Source organism: Parafrankia elaeagni (assembly GCF_000374165.1).
Lineage (GTDB): Bacteria > Actinomycetota > Actinomycetes > Frankiales > Frankiaceae > Parafrankia > Parafrankia elaeagni.
The window spans coordinates 72992-91048 of sequence record NZ_KB893705.1 but is presented as its reverse complement, the minus strand read 5'-3'; the positions used below and the strand labels follow the sequence as shown (position 1 = coordinate 91048).

The following is an 18057-nucleotide window of genomic DNA, read 5'->3' as shown; positions in this document are numbered from 1 at the left end:
GCCGGCAGGCCTGCGAGCAGCAGGCCCAGCAGCCAGGCGGAGAGGCCACAGAACGGCCCCGGCCACCACCTGCCAGGGTCAGGAGGCGGCGGGCGCCGTCTCCGTGAGCAGGCCGTCCAGCTGACTGCCGACGATCCGCTTGAACATCCGCCGGGTCCGCGTGCGGTCCAGCATGGCGACCTCGAGGTTCGCCGCGGTGAGGGTGCGCTCCCCGTTCTGCGACGAGCCGGGGGGCACCCCGGCGGTCAGCGCGTCGACCGCCACCCGCAGCGCGGCCGACAGCTGCTGGCCCTCCACGTGGTGCTCCCGCAGGGAGGTCATCACCTGCTCGGACTGCCCGCCGATGGCGATGAAGCCGCGCTCGTCGGCGATCGAGCCGTCGTAGGTCAGCCGGTAGATCTGGTCCTCGGCCACGGTGTCGCCGACCTCGGCCACGACGATCTCGACCTCGTACGGCTTGATGCTCTCGGTGAAGATCGCACCGAGCGTCTGCGCGTAGGCGTTGGCCAGCGCACGGCTCGTGACGTCCCTCCGGTCGTACATGTAGCCGCGAGTATCCATGATCCGGATCCCGGCGGTACGGAGGTTCTCGAACTCGTTGTACTTGCCGACCGCGGCGAACCCGACGCGGTCGTACATCTCACTGATCTTGTGCAGGGTCGTCGACGGGTTCTCGGCGACGAACAGGATGCCGTCGACGTAGGTGAGGACGACCACGCTCCGACCGCGCGCGATGCCCTTGCGCGCGTACTCGGACTTGTCCCGGACCTGCTGTTCGGGGCTTGCGTAGCCGAACGGCATGGTCACGTCAGCCTCCTGAGTTCTGGGCGCGGTCGGCGATGATCGACTCGACCACCGGCGCGACCTCGTCATCGGTGAGGCGACGGTATCCGTCCGCGGTCACCGAGGCGACGATCGGATACAGCTTGCGGATGAGGTCGGGGCCACCGGTCGCCGAGTCGTCGTCGGCGGCGTCGTAGAGCGCCTCGATACTGATCCGCACCGCGTCATCCGCGGTGTGGTCCGGCCGGAAGCGCTTCTTGAGCGAGCCGCGGGCGAAGACCGAGCCCGACCCGATCGACTCGTAGGTGCGCTCCTCGGACTTCGCGGCGGCGATGTCGTAGGAGAAGATCCGCCCCTGGCCGGTCTCGGTGTCGAACCCGGCGAACAGCGGAATGACGGCCAGACCCTGCATGGCCATCGGCAGGTTCCCCTTGACCATGAACGCGAGCCGGTTGGCCTTCGCGTCCAGGCTCAGGGTCGAGCCCTCGATCTTCTCGTAGTGCTCCAGCTCCACCTGGAACAGGCGGATCAGTTCGGCGCCCACCCCGGCCGTGCCGGCGTAGCCCACGCAGGAGAACTCGTCCGCGTGGTGGACCTTCTCGACGTCCCGCTGGGCGATCATGTGGCCCTGCGTGGCACGGCGGTCGCCGGCCATGATCACGCCACCGGGGAAGGCCACGGCAACGATGGTGGTGCCGTGAGCAGCGTCGGTCACCGGAGCGGGCAACGAGCCCCGAGCGCCCGGAAGCAGATCCGGCGCCGCCACGGACAGGAAATCGGCGAACGACGACGTTCCCGGTGTCATGAACACAGCCGGAAGACGCCCGACTCCCGTTGGATCAGGCACGCATCCCCCTTCAGATACTCGATCATCGACTGGCAGCGCGGGATGGCCCTGAAGGCCCAAGCCCATGCTGCGGGTGACGCACAACATGCCACGTGATGCCACGCGCCGGGTCGCTGGTGTGGCTGTGGCCCCGCCCCGTCCGGCGCGGGGCCACAGCGAGACCCAGGGCTGCCCCCTTGCAGCACCGGCCAGGACGGCCGGCAGCCGGGGCACGCAGGTCAGCCTCGCTGGCACCCACCGCCCGGATCACCCGAGCGGGTGCCACCCGCACTGGCCCGCAGACGCCCCACATGCCCGCCACAGCCGGCCCGGCCAGGCGGGGTGCCGCCCGACTCAGGCCACGGAGGACGCCAGAGCCTACTGGCCGCCCTTCTGGACGTATCCCTTCACGAACTCCTCGGCGTTCTCCTCGAGAACGTCGTCGATTTCGTCGAGCAGGGAGTCGACATCCTCCGAGAGCTTCTCGTGCCTTTCCTTCAGATCCGAGGAGGTCGATTCCTCGACCTCGGCCTCGCTCGTCTCGTCGTCGCGGCGGCCGGTGCGCTGCTGCCCGCCTCCGGTGTCCCTCTGGGCCATGGGAGCCTCCTTCGATCGCCTGGGGCGACACTATCCCGCTCCGCCGACTACTTCCGGTGGACCGGTGCGTGCTCCACTCCATCACGAACCAGGGACCACGTCGCGGCGTCCGCCGAGGGCGCAAAACACGCAGGTCCGTGGTGGCACCGTCCGCCATCCCCGGACGAACCGCCACTCCCGAGCGAACTCCGGGAATGCCACACCGAGGAACTGTCGATGTCAGTTTCCCGACAGGGCGTCCACCAGATCAGAGGCGGTCCGGCATCGGGCCAGCAGCTCACCCACGTGGGCCCTGGTGCCGCGCAGCGGCTCCAGGGTCGGCACCCGTTGCAGCGAGTCCCGGCCGATGTCGAAGATGACCGAATCCCACGACGCCGCCGCGACCTGCTGCGGGTAAAGCGCCAGACAGCGCCCACGGAAGTAGGCCCTGGTGTCCTCGGGGGGCTCCGTCATCGCCCGGACGACGTCGTCCTCGTCCAGCAGCCGGTCGAAGCGACCACGCTCCACCAGGCGGTTGTAGAGGCCCTTCTCCGGCCGCACGTCGTGGTACTGCAGATCGACAAGCTGCAGCCGGGGCGAGTCCCAGGCGAGCGAGTCCCGGGAGCGGTAGCCCTCCAGGATCGACAGCTTCGCCACCCAGTCGAGCTCGCGCGAACAGGACATCGGGTCGACCTCGAGCCGCCCGAGCACCGATTCCCACCGGGAGAGAACATCGGCCGTCTGCGGATCGACATCCGTGCCGAGCCGGTCCTCCACGAACTTGCGGGCCTGCTCGAAATACTCCATCTGCAGCTGGACGGCCGTCATCTTCCGGCCGTCCCGCAACGTCAGCAGGCGGCGCAGAGACGGGTCGTGGGAGATCGCCCGCAGCGTCGCCACCGGCGCGTCCACCGACAGGTCGACCTCCAGCCAACCCTCCTCGATCATCGCGAGCACCAGCGCGGTCGTGCCCACCTTGAGATAGGTGGCGATCTCGCTCATGTTCGCGTCACCGATGATCACATGCAGGCGACGGTACTTCTCCGGGTCGGCGTGGGGCTCGTCCCGCGTGTTGATGATGGGGCGCTTGAGAGTGGTCTCGAGGCCCACCTCGACCTCGAAGAAGTCGGAGCGCTGGCTGATCTGGAAGCCGGACTCCCGCCCGTCCTGGCCGATGCCGACCCGCCCCGCGCCACAGATCACCTGGCGGGACACGAAGAACGGCGTCAGGTGCCGCACGATCTCACCGAACGGCGTCGACCGGTTCATGAGGTAGTTCTCATGACACCCGTAGGAGACACCCTTGTTGTCGGTGTTGTTCTTGTAGAGGTGGACGGGCATCGTCCCCGGAACGGCGAGCGCCCGGCGGGCCGCCTCGGCCATCACCCGCTCCCCCGCCTTGTCCCAGAGGACGATGTCACGCGGGTTCGTCACCTCCGGAGTCGAGAACTCCGGGTGCGCGTGGTCGACATAGAGGCGTGCGCCGTTCGTCAGGATGACGTTGGCCAGCCCCAGGTCGTCCTCGTTCGCCGGCGCGCTCGGATCGACCGCGGGTTCCCTGGGCAGCTCGAAGCCGCGGGCGTCGCGCAGTGGGGACTCCTCCTCGAAGTCCCATCTGGCTCGACTTCCCCCGGTCGCCGCCCGGTTGGCGTATGAGTTCACCACCAAAGACGAAGCCAGCATCTGGTTTGTATTGGGCTGACCAGGCACGGACACGCCGTACTCGGTCTCAGACCCCATGATCCGGCGCACGCTCACACTGCAAGCGTAGGTGCTGGCGAGCCACAGGGTCGGCCGGACGCCGTCCTTGCTCCCTCCGACCCTGTTGCCGGGAAGCTCCCGGACGGGGCCGCGCGGGTCGCCCGAGCCCTGTACCGCCTCGTTCTCAGCGTTTCCGTGCGCCGGGTGACCAGATGGCCGGATCCGGCCATTCCATGATCGTTTCCCTGGTGAACTTGCGTCAACAGCGTTGACTATCTTGGATGTCGCTTCGGGCGGGCGCGTCGAACGATCCCGCCAGGCCTCGATGGACGGCCCCCGGGATCGGACCGGCGCCGCCCGCCGACTCTGGGCGATCAGGTCGCCCTGGTCGGAACAGCCGCCGGCCGGCTGCCCGGCTCCGCGCGGCAGCCCGACAGTGCGCGGAAATGGCGCGGCGGCCGCCTCGCAGGTGCGAGGCGGCCGCCGCGTGGGTCCGCCGGACGAGGCCGACAGTGGCCTCGTACCGCCTACAGGTACTGGCCGGTGTTCGCGATCGTGTCGATCGAACGGCCGGCTTCCGTACCCTTCGTCCCGGTGACCAGCGTGCGGATGTAGACGATCCGCTCGCCCTTCTTGCCCGAGATCCGGGCCCAGTCGTCCGGGTTCGTCGTGTTCGGCAGGTCCTCGTTCTCCTTGAACTCATCCAGGCACGCCGACAGGAGATGCTGCATGCGCAGACCCCGGACGCCGCTCTCGATGAGATCCTTGACCGCCATCTTCTTCGCCCGGGCGACGATGTTCTCGATCATGGCTCCGGAGTTGAAGTCCTTGAAGTACAGGACCTCCTTGTCACCGTTGGCGTAGGTGACCTCGAGGAACCGGTTCTCGTCGCTCTCGGCGTACATCCGCTCGACGACCCGCTGGATCATGCCCTGGCAGGTCGCCTCCCGGTTGCCGCCGTGCTCGGCAAGATCGTCGGCATGCAGCGGCAGTGCAGGCAGGACGTACTTGGCGAAGATGTCCTTGGCCGCCTCGGCGTCCGGACGCTCCACCTTGATCTTCACGTCCAGCCGGCCCGGCCGCAGAATCGCCGGGTCGATCATGTCCTCCCGGTTGGACGCGCCGATCACGATCACGTTCTCAAGCTGCTCGACGCCGTCGATCTCGCTGAGCAGCTGCGGAACGATCGTGTTCTCCACGTCCGAGGAGACACCCGAGCCACGGGTCCGGAAGATCGAGTCCATCTCGTCGAAGAACACGATCACCGGCATCCCCTCGGACGCCTTCTCGCGCGCCCGTTGGAACACCAGCCGAATCTGCCGCTCGGTCTCGCCGACGTACTTGTTGAGCAGCTCCGGGCCCTTGATGTTGAGGAAGAAGGCCCGGCCGGAGCCCTGGCCTGTCTGTGCCTCGACCTTCTTGGCCAGAGAGTTCGCCACCGCCTTGGCGATCAGCGTCTTGCCACAGCCGGGCGGGCCGTAGAGCAGCACACCCTTCGGGGGCTTGAGCTGATGCTCGAGGAACAGCTCCTTGTACAGGAACGGCAGCTCGACGGCGTCGCGGATCGACTCGATCTGACCCTTGAGCCCACCGATCTGCTCGTACCCGATGTCGGGCACCTCCTCCAGGACCAGCTCCTCGACCTCGGACTTCGGGATCCGCTCGAAGGCGAAGCCCGACCGCGTCTCGATCAGGAGCGAGTCACCGGCTCGGATCGGCCCGTCGAGGAGTGGCTGGGCCAGCATGACGACCCGTTCCTCGTCGGTATGACCGATCACCAGCGCCCGGTCACCGCTCTCGAGGACCTCCTTGAGCAGGACGATCTCGCCCTGCCGCTCGAACGCGCGGACTTCCACGACGTTGAGCGCCTCGTTGAGCATGACCTCCTGACCGGGCTGCAGGAGCTTGGCCTCGACGTTCGGCGACACCGTCACACGGAGCTTTCTGCCCTGCGTGAACACGTCGACCGTGCCGTCGTCGTACCCATGGAGGAAGACGCCGTACCCGCTCGGCGGTTGCGCGAGCCGGTCGACCTCCTCCTTCAGCGAGATGATCTGGTCACGTGCCTCCCGAAGGGTGGCGACGAGCCTGTCATTCTGACCGTTGGCAGCCTGTAGCTCCGCCTGGATCTGCGCCAGCCGCTCCTCCAGGACACGCGCCTGTCGGGGCGATTCAGACAGTCTCCGCCGCAGCATGGCCACTTCTTCCTCCAGGAAGGTGACCTGAGTCGTGAGTTCGTGTACTTCCTTCTCGGACGCCGACCGATGAGAATCGGCGTCGTCAGGACGACCCGTGCTCCCACCGGAGCCAGAGCCCGAACGGGGACCGGACACCGCGCCTCCACCTCCCCCGTGCCGACCGGGACGCACCCAACACTACCTTTGTCAGAGCCGCTGGCAGGCCAGTCGCGCGAGGACGACCCGGCTTTACCGTAAACAGCGGGTTACGGTGCCATGGTGACAGAAGATCGGAGCCCTGTGGCAACACCAATGAAGCCGGGCGATTCGCCTGGTCTCCGGGTCCGCATCGATCAAGACTCCTGCACTGGTGACGGATTGTGCGTACAGTATGCACCTTCCGTGTTCGAGTTCGACATCGACGGGCTCGCGTACGTGAAGGACACCGGCGGAGAGCTCCAGACCGATCCCGGAACCCACGTGCCGGTGCCCCTCCCCCTGCTGACGGAGGTCCGCGACGCCGCCGAGCAGTGCCCCGGCACCTGCATCTACATCGAGCACGCGGACGGCACCCTGGAGGCGGGCGGCCCGCAGGAGTAGCAGCCCCCACGCGCGGGACGAGCACGGTCACCCGGCAGACCTGTCCACCCACCACGCCAGGCAAACACCCGCCGGCCGCCGGCCGCACCCCGCGACGCGAACGCGCCCGGCCGGGGGCCCAGGCCTGGGCAGCGCTAGACACCTGGCAGCGCTAGACGGAGGTGCCGGTCGGCTCCCCGGACTCCTTCGGGTGGTCCTCCTGGCCGGATCCCTCGACCCGGCTCCCCCGCCCGGTGTCCTCCGGCCCGGAGCCGGACTGGGCGGCACCGGGCTGGGCGGCACCGGGCTGCTCGCTGACGGCGTCCGGGTAGGAGCCCTTGGCCGGCCGGCGGCGCCGCGGCGGTGCGGTCACCCCGTCGGCGAGGCGGCGGGCCGTCACCAGGAAGCCGGTGTGGCCGACCATCCGATGGCCGGGACGCACCGCCAGTCCTTCCACGTGCCAGTCCCGCATCATCGTCTCCCACGCCGCCGGCTCGGCGAAGGCTCCGTGCTCCCGCAGCGCCTCGACCGTGCGGGAGAGCTGGGTGGTCGTCGCGACGTAGGCGCACAGCACCCCACCGGGGACGAGCGCCGCGGCGGCCACGACGAGGACGTCCCAGGGGGCGAGCATGTCGAGAATCACCCGGTCCATGCCCCGTTCGGAGGAGTCGGCCAGGTCACCGACGTGGAGGGTGTGTGCCGGGTGCGGACCGCCGAAGAACGTCTCGATGTTGCGGCGGGCCACCTCGGCGAAGTCGGGCCGGCGTTCGTAGGAGACCAGCGCACCGCCGTCACCGACGGCGCGCAGCAGTGCGCATGACAGCGCACCCGATCCGGCACCCGCCTCGAGCACCCGCGCGCCGGGGAAGACGTCCGCGTACATGACGATCTGCGCGGCGTCCTTCGGATAGACCACAGTGGCGCCACGCGGCATCGACAGGACGAAGTCGGACAGCAACGGCCGCAGCGCCAGGTAGTCGGTGCCGCCGGTGCTGTGGACGACGATCCCTTCGGGGCGGCCCAGCAGATCGTCGTGCAGGACGGCGCCGCGGTGCGTGTGGAACTGTCGGCCGGGCTCCAGCACGAGCGTGTGGCGGCGCCCCTTGGGGTCGGTCAGCTGCACCCGGTCGCCGACGGCGAAAGCTCCGCGGCGAAGAGCGGCGCCCGTCGGCACCGCCCCCACCGGCTCGGCATCCGCCGTCGACTCCGCTGGCAGCGCCGCCTCGACGGCCTCGACGGGCTCGACGGGCTCGACGGGCTCAGAGGCCACAGCGTCCGGGCCGGGCCGCGTGGCAGCCTCGGGGGGCGCCTGCAGCGCCAGAGGGTCACTCGCGGCGTGCTCGCTCAGGGCCAGGTCGGCACGGGCGCCGAGCGTGGCCGTCGACGGCCTGGTCGGGTCAGTAATGATCGCGATGTCCTCTCGGCGCGCTGCCGTGACCTCGTCCGCGGGCCGGTGCGCGCCCTGTTCCTCGGGTGCAGTGGTCGCCAGGAGCGACGGGGCCCCGGCAGGGACGGGCCCCCACGGACGGCCGCCGGGCCGCTCTCGGACGGGTCGTCGGTTCGCCGGGCGGGCCGAAGCGGCCTCAGCCGCGGGGCAACGTCACCGAGATGAGACCATACGGGCCGCGGCCGCGGGGTCGATCCTCGCCACGAGATCAACCATCGCGAGCACGCCGACGGGACGCCCATGCTGGACGACGAGGTACTCCGGGGCGGGTACCCGCTGGACGGCGGCGAGCAGATCCTCCCCCTCCAGCTCGGCCTGCAGGGTCATTCCCGGGCTGATCGTGCGGCTGACCTCGTCCACGGTCGTCCACGGCCGGCGGTGCGGCGGCATGGCATCCACCGACAGGCCGTTCATGATCTTGACGGGTGTGCCGCCGCGGTCGATCACCGCCACCGCCGTCGCTCCGACCTCCTGCGCCCGGCGCAGCGCCTCGCCGAGTGGCACGGCGCCCTCGACCGGCAGAGTGCGGCGGGCCAGTCGGCCCGCGGACAGCCCGGGCAGCCGCTCCCGGACCTTCGCGAGCCGCAGCGACTGGTAGGCGCCGAAGGCCAGGAACCCGGCAAGGACGTAGGTGTACAGGACCCCGAAACCACCCGAGCCCGGCATCGAGCCCCACACCACCAGCCCGCCGGCGACGACGAAGCCGCCGTAGGCACCGGCCCGCAGACCACGCAGCCGGTCGCGCCCGAGCGCCCACACCGCGGCGACCACCAGCCGCCCGCCGTCGAGCGGCAGGCCCGGGGCCAGGTTGAACACGAACAGCACCAGGTTGGTGAAGCCCAGGTAGAACAGCACCGTGCCGACGCTGCCGTGCTCGGGTACGGCCAGCAGCCCCAGGTAGCAGGCACCGGCGAGGACGCCGTTGACGGCCGGGCCGGCAAAGGCGATCAGGAACTCGCGGGCGGGGGTGGCCGGTTCGGGCTCGAACTCGGTGAAACCCGCGAAGCCGTGCAGCGTCACCGACCGGACCCGCAGCCCGAAGTACTGGGCGGTCAGCGCATGCCCGATCTCGTGCGCGAGCAGTGACAGGAGGAACCCCGCCGACACCAGCAGGGCCAGCGCGAGCACGTGCCCGTCGGTGACGGGGGTGCTCGTCGCCGCGCGCAGCCGGTCGCCGATCGCGCTGACGAGCAGCGAGGTGATCAGCGCGGCGAAGACGAAGGCCAGCGGCGAGACGAAGATCGGAACACCGTGCACGTTCCCGACCCGCATCCCCTGCGGGCGCTCGGCCGGACGCCGCTCAGGCGGCTCCGTCCCGCCCGCCGCCGCGGGGTACCCCGGACCGGGCTGATCCTTCATAGGTGTAGATGCTACGGACCATCCGGCGCTGTGTCTGTCGCGGATGGTGCCACTGCCCGGGATTACCCGGCATCGCCGTCCTGTCGGTGGCGGGTTCTAGGGTCTGGGCCATGAGCACGCTGCCAGCCACCGCCGCCTCCCCGCCTCCCGCGGGCCCGGGCGGCACGGACCCGGCGGACACGGGCCCGGCCAGCACGACACCGGCCAGCACGACGCCGGCGGGGAAGACGCCGGCAGGGAAGACGCCGCCGCCGGGCACGACGCCCGAGTCGCGGGCGGTGCCCCCGCCGGCCGGTGAGGGGCACTCCGGGCCGGTCAGCGGTGGGCGCGGCTGGCATGAGGGGCCGGTGGTGGCGCAGCCCCAGGGCACGCAGGTCGTGGCCTCGCTGTCCCCGTCCCGGGCGGCCGACTTCGTCACCTGCCCGTTGCGCTACCGCTTCCGGGTCGTCGACCGGCTGCCCGAGCCACCGAGCGAGGCCGCGACCCGCGGAACGGTGGTGCACGCCGTGTTGGACCGGCTGTTCGACCTCCCGGCCACGGAGCGCACGCAGCCGGCCGCGGCCGACCTGGTGGAGCCCGTCTGGGCGGACCTGCTGACCCGCGATCCGGCGCTCGGGGGCCTGTTCGACGACGACGGGGCACGCAGTGCCTGGCTGGAGAGCGCCCGCGACCTGCTCACCGGCTACTTCTCGCTCGAGGACCCGCGGCGCCTCGCTCCCGCCGCCCGGGAGCTGTACGTCGAGCACGTCCTGGAATCCGGCCTGCGGCTGCGCGGCTACGTCGACCGTCTCGACGAGGCCGAGACGCCGCAGGGCACGGCGCTACGGGTCATCGACTACAAGACGGGGCGGTCGCCCGGCCCGGCCTTCGAGGGCGCGGCGATGTTCCAGATGCGGTTCTACGCCCTTGTCCTGTGGCGTACCCGCGGCGTCGTGCCGCGGGAGCTGCGGCTGTACTACCTGGGCGACCGCACCTGGCTGCGGGCCGCGCCCGAGGAGGCCGAGCTGCGGGCGACCGAGCGCCGCATCGAGGCGCTGTGGGCCGCCATCGCCCGCGCGCACCGGACCGGTGACTGGCGGGCGAGGCCCAGCCGGCTGTGCGACTGGTGCGACCACAAGTCACGCTGCCCGGCCTTCGGTGGAACGCCCCCGCCGCTGCCGGAGGCCCGGGCCGAGGTGCCGGTGGACGACACGGCCCCGGCCGTCTGCGAGGCGGACGGATAGCCGGCGCCGGGCCGCGACACCCGTCCTGGTGCCCGGGCCCGGCCACCAGGACGCCGCACGGGTGCCGGCGGAAACCCCGGGCCGTGGGACGAGGGCACCCGTTCGGGGGCCAACAAGCACTTTGGGACAGTGGTCCGGCCAGGCGCCCCGCGCAACGCGGACAGCTGGACACGCGGCCGGAAGATCCGGCGGCGCCCCGTCCGGTGCCGCCGGTTACCGTCGGCAGCGAACATGTCGGGCGGAAGGATGTTGATCGTGTCCTCCGCGTTGTCCCTTCGGAACCTCCGGCCCCGGACTCCGTGGGACACACCCGCCGGCTGGTGACATTGTTCGCGACTGGGAGGAACGACATGGCCCGACGCCCCGCATCGGACCGCCACGAGCCCCGTGGCGGTGCCGCCCGCAGGCGTGGGTCCGCCGCACGCGCATCCAGGCTGACCAAGGTCTACGGGTCGGGCGCCACCGCGGTCACAGCACTGCGCGGCATCGACCTGACCTTCCCCTACGGCCGGTTCACGGCGATCATGGGCCCGTCCGGCTCGGGAAAGTCGACACTCATGCACTGCCTCGCCGGGCTGGACCCGGTGACCACCGGCCGGGTCTTCATCGGTGACGTCGACCTCTCCCGGCTGGGCGACCGGCAGCTCACGCAGCTGCGCCGGGACCGGATCGGCTTCATCTTCCAGCAGTTCAACCTGCTGCCCACACTCACCGCGGCGGAGAACATCACGCTGCCGCTCGACATCGCGGGCCGCCGGCCGGACAAGAAGTGGATGCGGATGGTCGTCGACGCCGTGGGGCTGGAGAAGCGGCTGGCGCACCGGCCGCCCGAGCTCTCCGGAGGCCAGCAGCAGCGGGTCGCCTGCGCCCGCGCGCTGGTCACCCGACCAGAGATCATCTTCGCCGACGAACCGACCGGGAACCTCGACTCCCGTTCGGGCGCGGAGGTGCTGTCGTTCCTGCGCGACTCGGTGCGGGAACTGGGCCAGACCATCGTGATGGTCACCCATGACCCGACAGCCGCGTCGTACTCCGACGAGGTGATCTTCCTGGCGGACGGCCGCCTCGTGGACGCGATGGCCGACCCGACCCCGGACGCGGTGCTCGACCGGATGAAGAACCTCGACGCGCTGGCCCGCGGGGAGGCCGACGCCGGGCACGACCAGCACGACACCGAGGACGACTACGAGGACGACGACTACGAGCCGGTGTCCCCCCGGCCCAGAAACCCGCGCGACGCCCAGGCCCCGGGCTACACCGGCCGAGAGGGTTACGGAGGCGAGGAGGAGTACGCCGACCACGGAGGGTACCCCGCCGGCACGGGCGGGTACGCGCCCGCGGGCTATGCCCCCGAGTACGGCGAGCACGAGGGCTACGCCACCGGCGGCTACCCGGCCGGGAGCCATCCGCAGGACGTCCCGCAGGCCCATGCCTACCGCGACCACGGGCAGGGTTCCGGTCGCCGCGGCGGCCAGGCACCCGGCCACGGCGGCGAGACCGGCCACCTCCATCGGGGCGAGTGGGCCTGACGGATGCTGCGCGCCACTCTGCGGAGCCTGCTGGCCCGCAAGATCCGGCTCATGCTGTCGGCCCTGGCGGTCGTGGTCGGTGTCAGTTTCGTCACGGGCACCCTGGTACTCACCGACACGCTCAACCGCACCTTCGACACCCTCTTCGCGGACATCAACAAGAACGTCAGCGTCTCGGTGCGGAAGGTCAACGCCGTCGGTACCGGTGGCCAGGCGGATCGGCTGCCCGTCCCGGCCTCGCTGATCCCGACCCTGACCGGTGTGGACGGTGTCGCGGCGGCGACTGGTGTGGTCCGTGGCCAGGCCGACCTCATCGACCCGGCGTCGGACGAGGCACTGGGCGGCGGCGGCCCGCCAAGCATCGGGACGAACTGGACCGGCGACTCCCCGACCAGCTCCGAGGAGATCGCGCAGGGCCGGGCGCCGACCGGTCAGGAGATCGCCGTCGACAAGGCGACCGCCGACAGGCACCACCTGACGCTCGGGCAGCGGCTGTCCGTCCAGACAGCCGCCGAGCCCGAGGAGTTCACCCTCGTCGGTACCTTCCGGATCGGCGGCCAGGACACCATGGGCGGCGCCGTCGTCACCCTGTTCGACACTCCGACGGCCCAGCGGCTGATGGGCGCCCCCGACCAGTTCAGCTCGATCAGCCTCGCGGCCGCCGGATCACTGACCCAGGAGGAACTGCGGAACCGGGTGGCGGCAGTCCTCCCGGCCGACGTCGAGGCGATCACCGGTGTGGAGCTCTCCGAGGAGAGCGCCAGCGTGGTGCAGGACGCGGTGGGGGGCTTCTCCACCTTCCTGCTGGTCTTCGCCGGCATCGCGATGTTCGTCGGCGCGTTCATCATCTTCAACACGTTCACGATGCTGGTCGCGCAGCGCGTCCGCGAGCTGGCGCTGCTGCGCGCGATCGGCGCCAGCCGGTTCCAGGTGCAGCTCTCCGTCCAGCTTGAGGCAATGATCGTCGGCTTCGTCGGCGCCACCCTCGGGCTGCTGCTCGGAGCGCTCCTGGCGGTGGGGCTGCGCGCGGCTGTGGGGGCCTTCGGAGTCGCACTGCCCTCCGGCAGCCTGGTGTTCCAGGCCCGGACGATCATCATCGCCTACGCGATCGGTCTGCTCGTCACCGGCCTGGCCGCGTTCATCCCCGCCCGCAAGGCAGCCTCGGTGCCGCCGGTGGCCGCGATGCGGGAGACCTACGTGTTGCCCAGCCGCTCGCTGCGTACCCGGGCGATCGGTGGCGGCGTGCTGACAGCGCTCGGCGCGCTCCTCGTGGTGGGCGGTCTCGCCCGGGGGGAGACACCGAACGCCAGCGCGGTCGGCGCCGGGGCGGCCTTCGTCTTCCTCGGCATCGCCACCCTGTCACCGCTCTTCGCCCCGCCGGTCAGCCGGCTGGTCGGCGTCCCGCTGCGCGCCGTGTTCGGGACCACCGGCCGGCTCGGGCAGGAGAACGCCATCCGCAACCCGCGGCGGACCGCGTCCACCGCCTCGGCGCTGATGATCGGCCTTGCCCTGGTGAGCGCGTTCGCCGTGCTCGGGCAGTCGATCAAGCAGTCCGTGCGCGAGACGGTGTCGAGCAGCCTTGGCGCCGACTTCTACGTGAGCCAGGCGAGCTTCGCCAGCTTCAGCCCGGAGGTCGCCGCGGGCCTGAAGGGGGCTCCCGGCGTGGCCACCTCCACCGGGGTGCGCAGCAGCCCGATCAAGATCGGGGCGGAGGACAGCTCCGTCCTGGCGGGCGATCCGGCCGGCCTCCTCCAGGCGCTGGCCGTCAGGCAGGTCGCCGGTGACATCCGTGCGCTGGGCGAGGGTTCGGTCCTGATCGACGAGACGACCGCCGAGGAGCAGGGCCTGCAGGTCGGTGCGCCGGTGCCGGTGACGTTCGCGGACGGGCCGAAGGACCTGACGCTCGTCGGCACCTACGAGGAGAGCCCGATCGCCGGGCCCGCGATCATCGCCACCAGCGAGTACCAGAAGCACTCCAGCAACAACCTCGACCTGTTCGTGATGGTCACGATGGCAGAGGGTGCCGACCCGGCCGCGGTGCGCGCGGAGATCGACAAGGTGACGGAGCCGTTCGGCAACATCCAGGTGCTCGACCAGACCGAGTTCGTCGCCGAGCAGGAGAAGCAGGTCGACCAGTTCCTCGGGTTCGTCTACGTCCTGCTGGCACTGGCGGTGGTGATCGCCCTGTTCGGCATCGTGAACACCCTGGCCCTCTCGGTGATCGAGCGGACCCGGGAGATCGGGATGCTGCGGGCGATCGGGATGACCCGGCCGCAGATGCGGCTGATGGTCATCGTCGAGTCCGTCATCATCGCGATCTTCGGCGCGGTGATGGGCGTGCTGGTCGGCAGCTTCTTCGGCTGGGCGCTCACCGGGGCGCTCGAGAGCCAGGGCGTGACGACCTTCGCCTATCCCGTCCGCACCATCGTCGCCGTGATGATCGTCGGCGCGGTGCTGGGGGTACTCGCCGCGGTCTTCCCAGCCCGCCGCGCCGCGCGGATGGACATCCTGCGCGCGATCGCCACCACCTGACCGGGCGGACCTGCTCGCTGACCGGCGGGCCTACTCGGACGCTCCACCCGGCGGCGTGGCGCCGCGGTGCTGGATCAGCGCCGCGAGAGTCTCCAGGTCGACGTCGTGCAGGCTGGCCACCCTCCCGTGGCTCACCGGCCCGCCGGCGGCGGTGCTCCCGCCCCCCGCCGGCAGCGGCATCGACGGCACCAGGACCGTCACACAGCCGGCCGCCATGCCGGCGGCCGCCCCCGTGAGGCTGTCCTCGAGCACGACGCAGGCCGCCGGGTCGACGCCGAGCAGGCGGGCCGCCGCCAGGTACGGGTCCGGGTAGGGCTTGCGGCGTGCCACCTCGTCACCGGCGACCGTCACGGTGAAGTGCCGGGCGCCGAGCACGGCGACGACGGGGTCGACGAGCGCCCGGTAGGACGACGAGACCAGCGCGGTCGGCACTCCGGCGGCGGCGACCACGGCCAGCAGCTCGGCCGCGCCGGGCTGCGGCACGATCGCCCCCGGCTCCCGGAACAGCTCCGAGGAGCGGCGGATCAGGAAGTCCGCGACGGCGGGCTCCTCCGACGCGGGACAGCCCAGCATGGCCACCATGATCGGGACAGCGGTGTCGATACCGTGCCCGATCATGGCTTCCTTCATCGCCGGGGTGAACTCCCGGCCCAGCCGGGCGGCGGCCTCGTGCTCCGCGATCGTCCACAGCGGTTCGGTGTCGACGAGCAGCCCGTCCATGTCGAACAGGACCGCCGCCGGCAGGTCACTCACGCCGATGTCCTCCTCCGGAGGGAGCCGGCCGGCCGCAGGTGCGTGACCGGCGCCGGGGCCGGATCGGGCGCACTCTGGCAGGGTACCGGGCAGTACTGCCGGCGCTGCCGGCGGTACGCAGGACGCCGTCCGGGCCGGGCCGCCCGGGGGGCCGATGGCCGGCTACACATACCCGACATCACCCGTGGGGGTCCTGCCCGGCATAACCTCTCCGACGGGACACCGACGTCACGGAGCGACCAGGCCCGGTAGACAGGTCACGGGGCCAGGGTTGTTCCTGCCCTTGAGGCGGAGGTTGCGATCACGCGGCAGACTGGACGGCAGACGTTCTCGCATTCGGCGAGGACGTACCGTTGCCCTGACATGGGGGCTGGGGGCCGCCACGAGGCGGCAGGAGGTGGTAGGTGATCGAGTTCTCCGGCGTCGGCCAGCTACGGTCGCCGGTCGTCGTGGCCGCCTTCGAGGGGTGGAACGACGCCGCCGACGCATCGTCGGCTGCCGTGGAGCACCTGGAGAACGTCTTCGGCGCTCGGGTGATCGGTGCGATCGACCCCGACGACTACTACGACTTCCAGGTCAACCGCCCGACGGTCAGCGGGACCGACGGCGCCTCACGCAAGATCGCCTGGCCGACGACGCGCCTGTCGGTCGCCCGGCCGGCGAAGTCGGACTCCGACCTGGTGCTCGTCCGCGGTCTGGAGCCGAACATGCGTTGGCGCGGCTTCACCGACGAGCTCATCGAGGCTGTGCACGCGCTGGGCAGTGACATGGTCATCACGCTTGGCGCGTTGCTCGCCGACTCGCCGCACACGAGACCCGTGCCGATCAGCGGCACCGCCGGGGACCCGGCCACCGCTGCCCGGCTGGGGCTGGAGGCGTCCCGCTACGAGGGGCCGACCGGCATCGTCGGCGTGTTCGCGGACGCCTGCTCCCGCGCGGAGCTGGCCTCGGTGTCGTTCTGGGCGGCGGTACCGCATTATGTGGCGAACCCGCCGTGCCCGAAAGCAACCCTCGCACTGCTGCGCCGGGTCGAGGACCTTCTCGACATGGAGATCCCGCTGGGTGAGCTGCCGGACAAGGCGAAGGCCTGGGAGCGGCAGGTCGACGAGCTCGCCGCCGGCGACACCGAGGTCGCCGAGTACGTCCGCTCGCTGGAGTCCCGCGAGCCGGAGACGGCACTGCCGGAGGCCAGCGGCGACGCCATCGCCCGGGAGTTCGAACGCTACCTGCGCCGCCGCGGCGAGTGACCGCCGCGGCGGGCGGCGGTCACCACGCCGGACGTCAGTCCTCCACGATCTCCGCGTCGAGGATGTCGTCCTCGCGGGGCGAGCGGTAGCCCGTGGCGGTCATGCGCGGCACGTGCACGGCCCCCGCGGGGGCGCTGGCCGCGGGCACGTACCCGTCGGCCGCCTCCGCCGCCGGGTAGGGCTCCGCCGCCGGGTACGGCTCGGCGTCGGGGACGTCGCGCTGCTGGCGGTGCCGGCCCGGTCCGCGCCGGTTCGTGTCAGCCGCGGTGCCGGCCGCGCCCGCGGCAGCGGCCCGCACGCCGCTGGCCGCGAATCCGTCAGCCCGCCAGCCGTTGCCTGCCGCGTCCGCCCGGCCGGCCGCACTGTAGCCAGCCGAAGGCGCACCGGAACCCTGCGGACCGACGTTCGGCGGACCGGAACTCGGCGGACCGGACTGCTGTCGGCCCGAAGGCTGCGGACCGGACTGCTGTCGGCCCGAAGGCTGCGGACCGGAATGCTGCGGACCGGCGCCCTGAGGGCCCAGCCCCGACACTCCGGTGCGCGGCGTGCCAGCGTGGGGCGCACCGGCACCTGACACACCGGCGTCTGGCACACCAGCGCCGGGAGTACCGGTGCCAGGAGTACCAGTGCCAGGAGTACCAGTGCCAGGAGTACCAGTGCCAGGTGCCGCGGTGGGGATGCCGCCTGAGGTGCCCGGGGGGCCGGCGTCATCGAGTCCGGCGGGTGTCAGCCCGGCTCGGACGAGGTCGGTCACAGCGCGGTCGATCTCGTCCTCGCCGAGGAGCCGGCGCAGCCGCAGGACGGCTCCGACGATCTCACCCTGCTGGCGGCGCAACGCCTCCAGCGAGTGCGTCCCGCGGGCGATCTCCGTCTCGACGTCCTCGTGCCGGGCCAGGGCGAGCCGGCGGCTCTCCTCGACCGCGTCGAGGAGCAGCTTCTCCGCCTGCTCCCGGGCCTCACGCACGATCGGGTGGTTGGCGCCGGCCTCGGCCACCGCCTCCTCCAGCGCTGACTGCGCGATCCGCCGCGCGCCGGCGATGATGTCGTCGGCTTCGCGCTGGGCGATCTCCAGCATGAGCCCGATCCGCCCACCGGCCTGGGTAGACGCTCCCCCGGCGAGCCGTGTCTCCGCCTCACGGCGGTCACGCTCGTGACGCAGCGCGGACTCCGCCGCCGCCATCCGGGACGTCACCTCGCTTGCGTACCGCCACAGGACGCCCAGGTAGTCATCGACCTGGCGGGGGTCGTACCCCTGGGCAACCTGGTCGAAGGCCGGCCGTTCCATGGCGGCGCCGGGCTCGTCCCGGCGGTGGTGCGCCCCCATC

Annotated in this window: 14 protein-coding genes; 5 read left to right on the top strand and 9 right to left on the bottom strand. The window is 71.3% G+C overall.

Features of this window, described 5'->3' with window-relative positions:
- Window positions 1-78: 78 nt before the first annotated feature.
- The 5 genes from prcA to arc form a co-directional block, all read right to left on the bottom strand.
- Window positions 79-807, bottom strand: a complete 729-nt coding sequence (gene prcA, locus B207_RS0106470; protein ID WP_018635710.1) for a proteasome subunit alpha — start codon at window positions 805-807, stop codon at window positions 79-81.
- Window position 808: 1 nt separating this feature from the next.
- Window positions 809-1630 (bottom strand): proteasome subunit beta, encoded by an 822-nt coding sequence (prcB, locus tag B207_RS0106465; RefSeq protein ID WP_026310750.1) that lies wholly within the window; start codon window positions 1628-1630, stop codon window positions 809-811.
- A gap of 357 nt (window positions 1631-1987) precedes the next feature.
- Window positions 1988-2206: a ubiquitin-like protein Pup gene (locus tag B207_RS0106460; protein ID WP_018635708.1), complete on the bottom strand. Its 219-nt coding sequence runs from the start codon at window positions 2204-2206 to the stop codon at window positions 1988-1990.
- A 219-nt stretch (window positions 2207-2425) separates the two neighbouring features.
- Window positions 2426-3943 carry a depupylase/deamidase Dop gene (dop, locus tag B207_RS0106455; RefSeq protein WP_407671374.1) on the bottom strand — a complete coding sequence of 506 codons (1518 nt, stop codon included), beginning with the start codon at window positions 3941-3943 and terminating at the stop codon, window positions 2426-2428.
- Between the two features lie 470 nt (window positions 3944-4413).
- On the bottom strand, window positions 4414-6219 hold the full coding sequence (gene arc / locus B207_RS0106450) for a proteasome ATPase (protein ID WP_026310748.1): 1806 nt from the start codon (window positions 6217-6219) through the stop codon (window positions 4414-4416).
- 120 nt (window positions 6220-6339) lie between these two features.
- Between arc and B207_RS41125 the strand changes: the two genes are divergently transcribed.
- Window positions 6340-6663, top strand: a complete 324-nt coding sequence (locus B207_RS41125) for a ferredoxin (RefSeq protein ID WP_026310747.1) — start codon at window positions 6340-6342, stop codon at window positions 6661-6663.
- 151 nt (window positions 6664-6814) lie between these two features.
- Here the strand turns inward: B207_RS41125 and B207_RS32855 are convergent, their stop codons facing one another.
- Both B207_RS32855 and B207_RS0106435 read right to left on the bottom strand, forming a co-directional pair.
- Window positions 6815-7858 carry a tRNA (adenine-N1)-methyltransferase gene (locus tag B207_RS32855; protein WP_407671375.1) on the bottom strand — a complete coding sequence of 348 codons (1044 nt, stop codon included), beginning with the start codon at window positions 7856-7858 and terminating at the stop codon, window positions 6815-6817.
- 384 nt (window positions 7859-8242) lie between these two features.
- Window positions 8243-9448, bottom strand: a complete 1206-nt coding sequence (locus tag B207_RS0106435; protein WP_018635703.1) for a site-2 protease family protein — start codon at window positions 9446-9448, stop codon at window positions 8243-8245.
- Window positions 9449-9558: 110 nt separating this feature from the next.
- Here B207_RS0106435 and B207_RS0106425 point away from each other — a divergent pair, with 110 nt between their 5' ends.
- The 3 genes from B207_RS0106425 (at window position 9559) to B207_RS0106415 (ending at window position 14732) form a co-directional block, all read left to right on the top strand.
- Window positions 9559-10671, top strand: a complete 1113-nt coding sequence (locus B207_RS0106425; RefSeq protein ID WP_230204872.1) for a RecB family exonuclease — start codon at window positions 9559-9561, stop codon at window positions 10669-10671.
- Between the two features lie 350 nt (window positions 10672-11021).
- On the top strand, window positions 11022-12200 hold the full coding sequence (locus tag B207_RS32850; RefSeq protein WP_018635700.1) for an ABC transporter ATP-binding protein: 1179 nt from the start codon (window positions 11022-11024) through the stop codon (window positions 12198-12200).
- A gap of 3 nt (window positions 12201-12203) precedes the next feature.
- Window positions 12204-14732, top strand: coding sequence for an ABC transporter permease (locus B207_RS0106415; RefSeq protein WP_018635699.1), 2529 nt, complete (start codon window positions 12204-12206; stop codon window positions 14730-14732).
- A gap of 30 nt (window positions 14733-14762) precedes the next feature.
- Here B207_RS0106415 and B207_RS0106410 read toward each other — a convergent pair whose 3' ends face one another.
- Complete coding sequence (locus B207_RS0106410) at window positions 14763-15485, bottom strand: HAD family hydrolase (protein ID WP_018635698.1); 723 nt, start codon at window positions 15483-15485, stop codon at window positions 14763-14765.
- A gap of 404 nt (window positions 15486-15889) precedes the next feature.
- Between B207_RS0106410 and B207_RS0106405 the strand changes: the two genes are divergently transcribed.
- Entirely contained in the window at window positions 15890-16732 is an 843-nt protein-coding gene (locus tag B207_RS0106405) for a PAC2 family protein (RefSeq protein WP_018635697.1), read from the top strand.
- A 34-nt stretch (window positions 16733-16766) separates the two neighbouring features.
- On the opposite strand, the gene B207_RS39555 is transcribed toward B207_RS0106405, so the two are convergent.
- Window positions 16767-18056 carry a hypothetical protein gene (locus tag B207_RS39555; protein ID WP_026310746.1) on the bottom strand — a complete coding sequence of 430 codons (1290 nt, stop codon included), beginning with the start codon at window positions 18054-18056 and terminating at the stop codon, window positions 16767-16769.
- Between the last annotated feature and the right edge of the window lies 1 nt (window position 18057).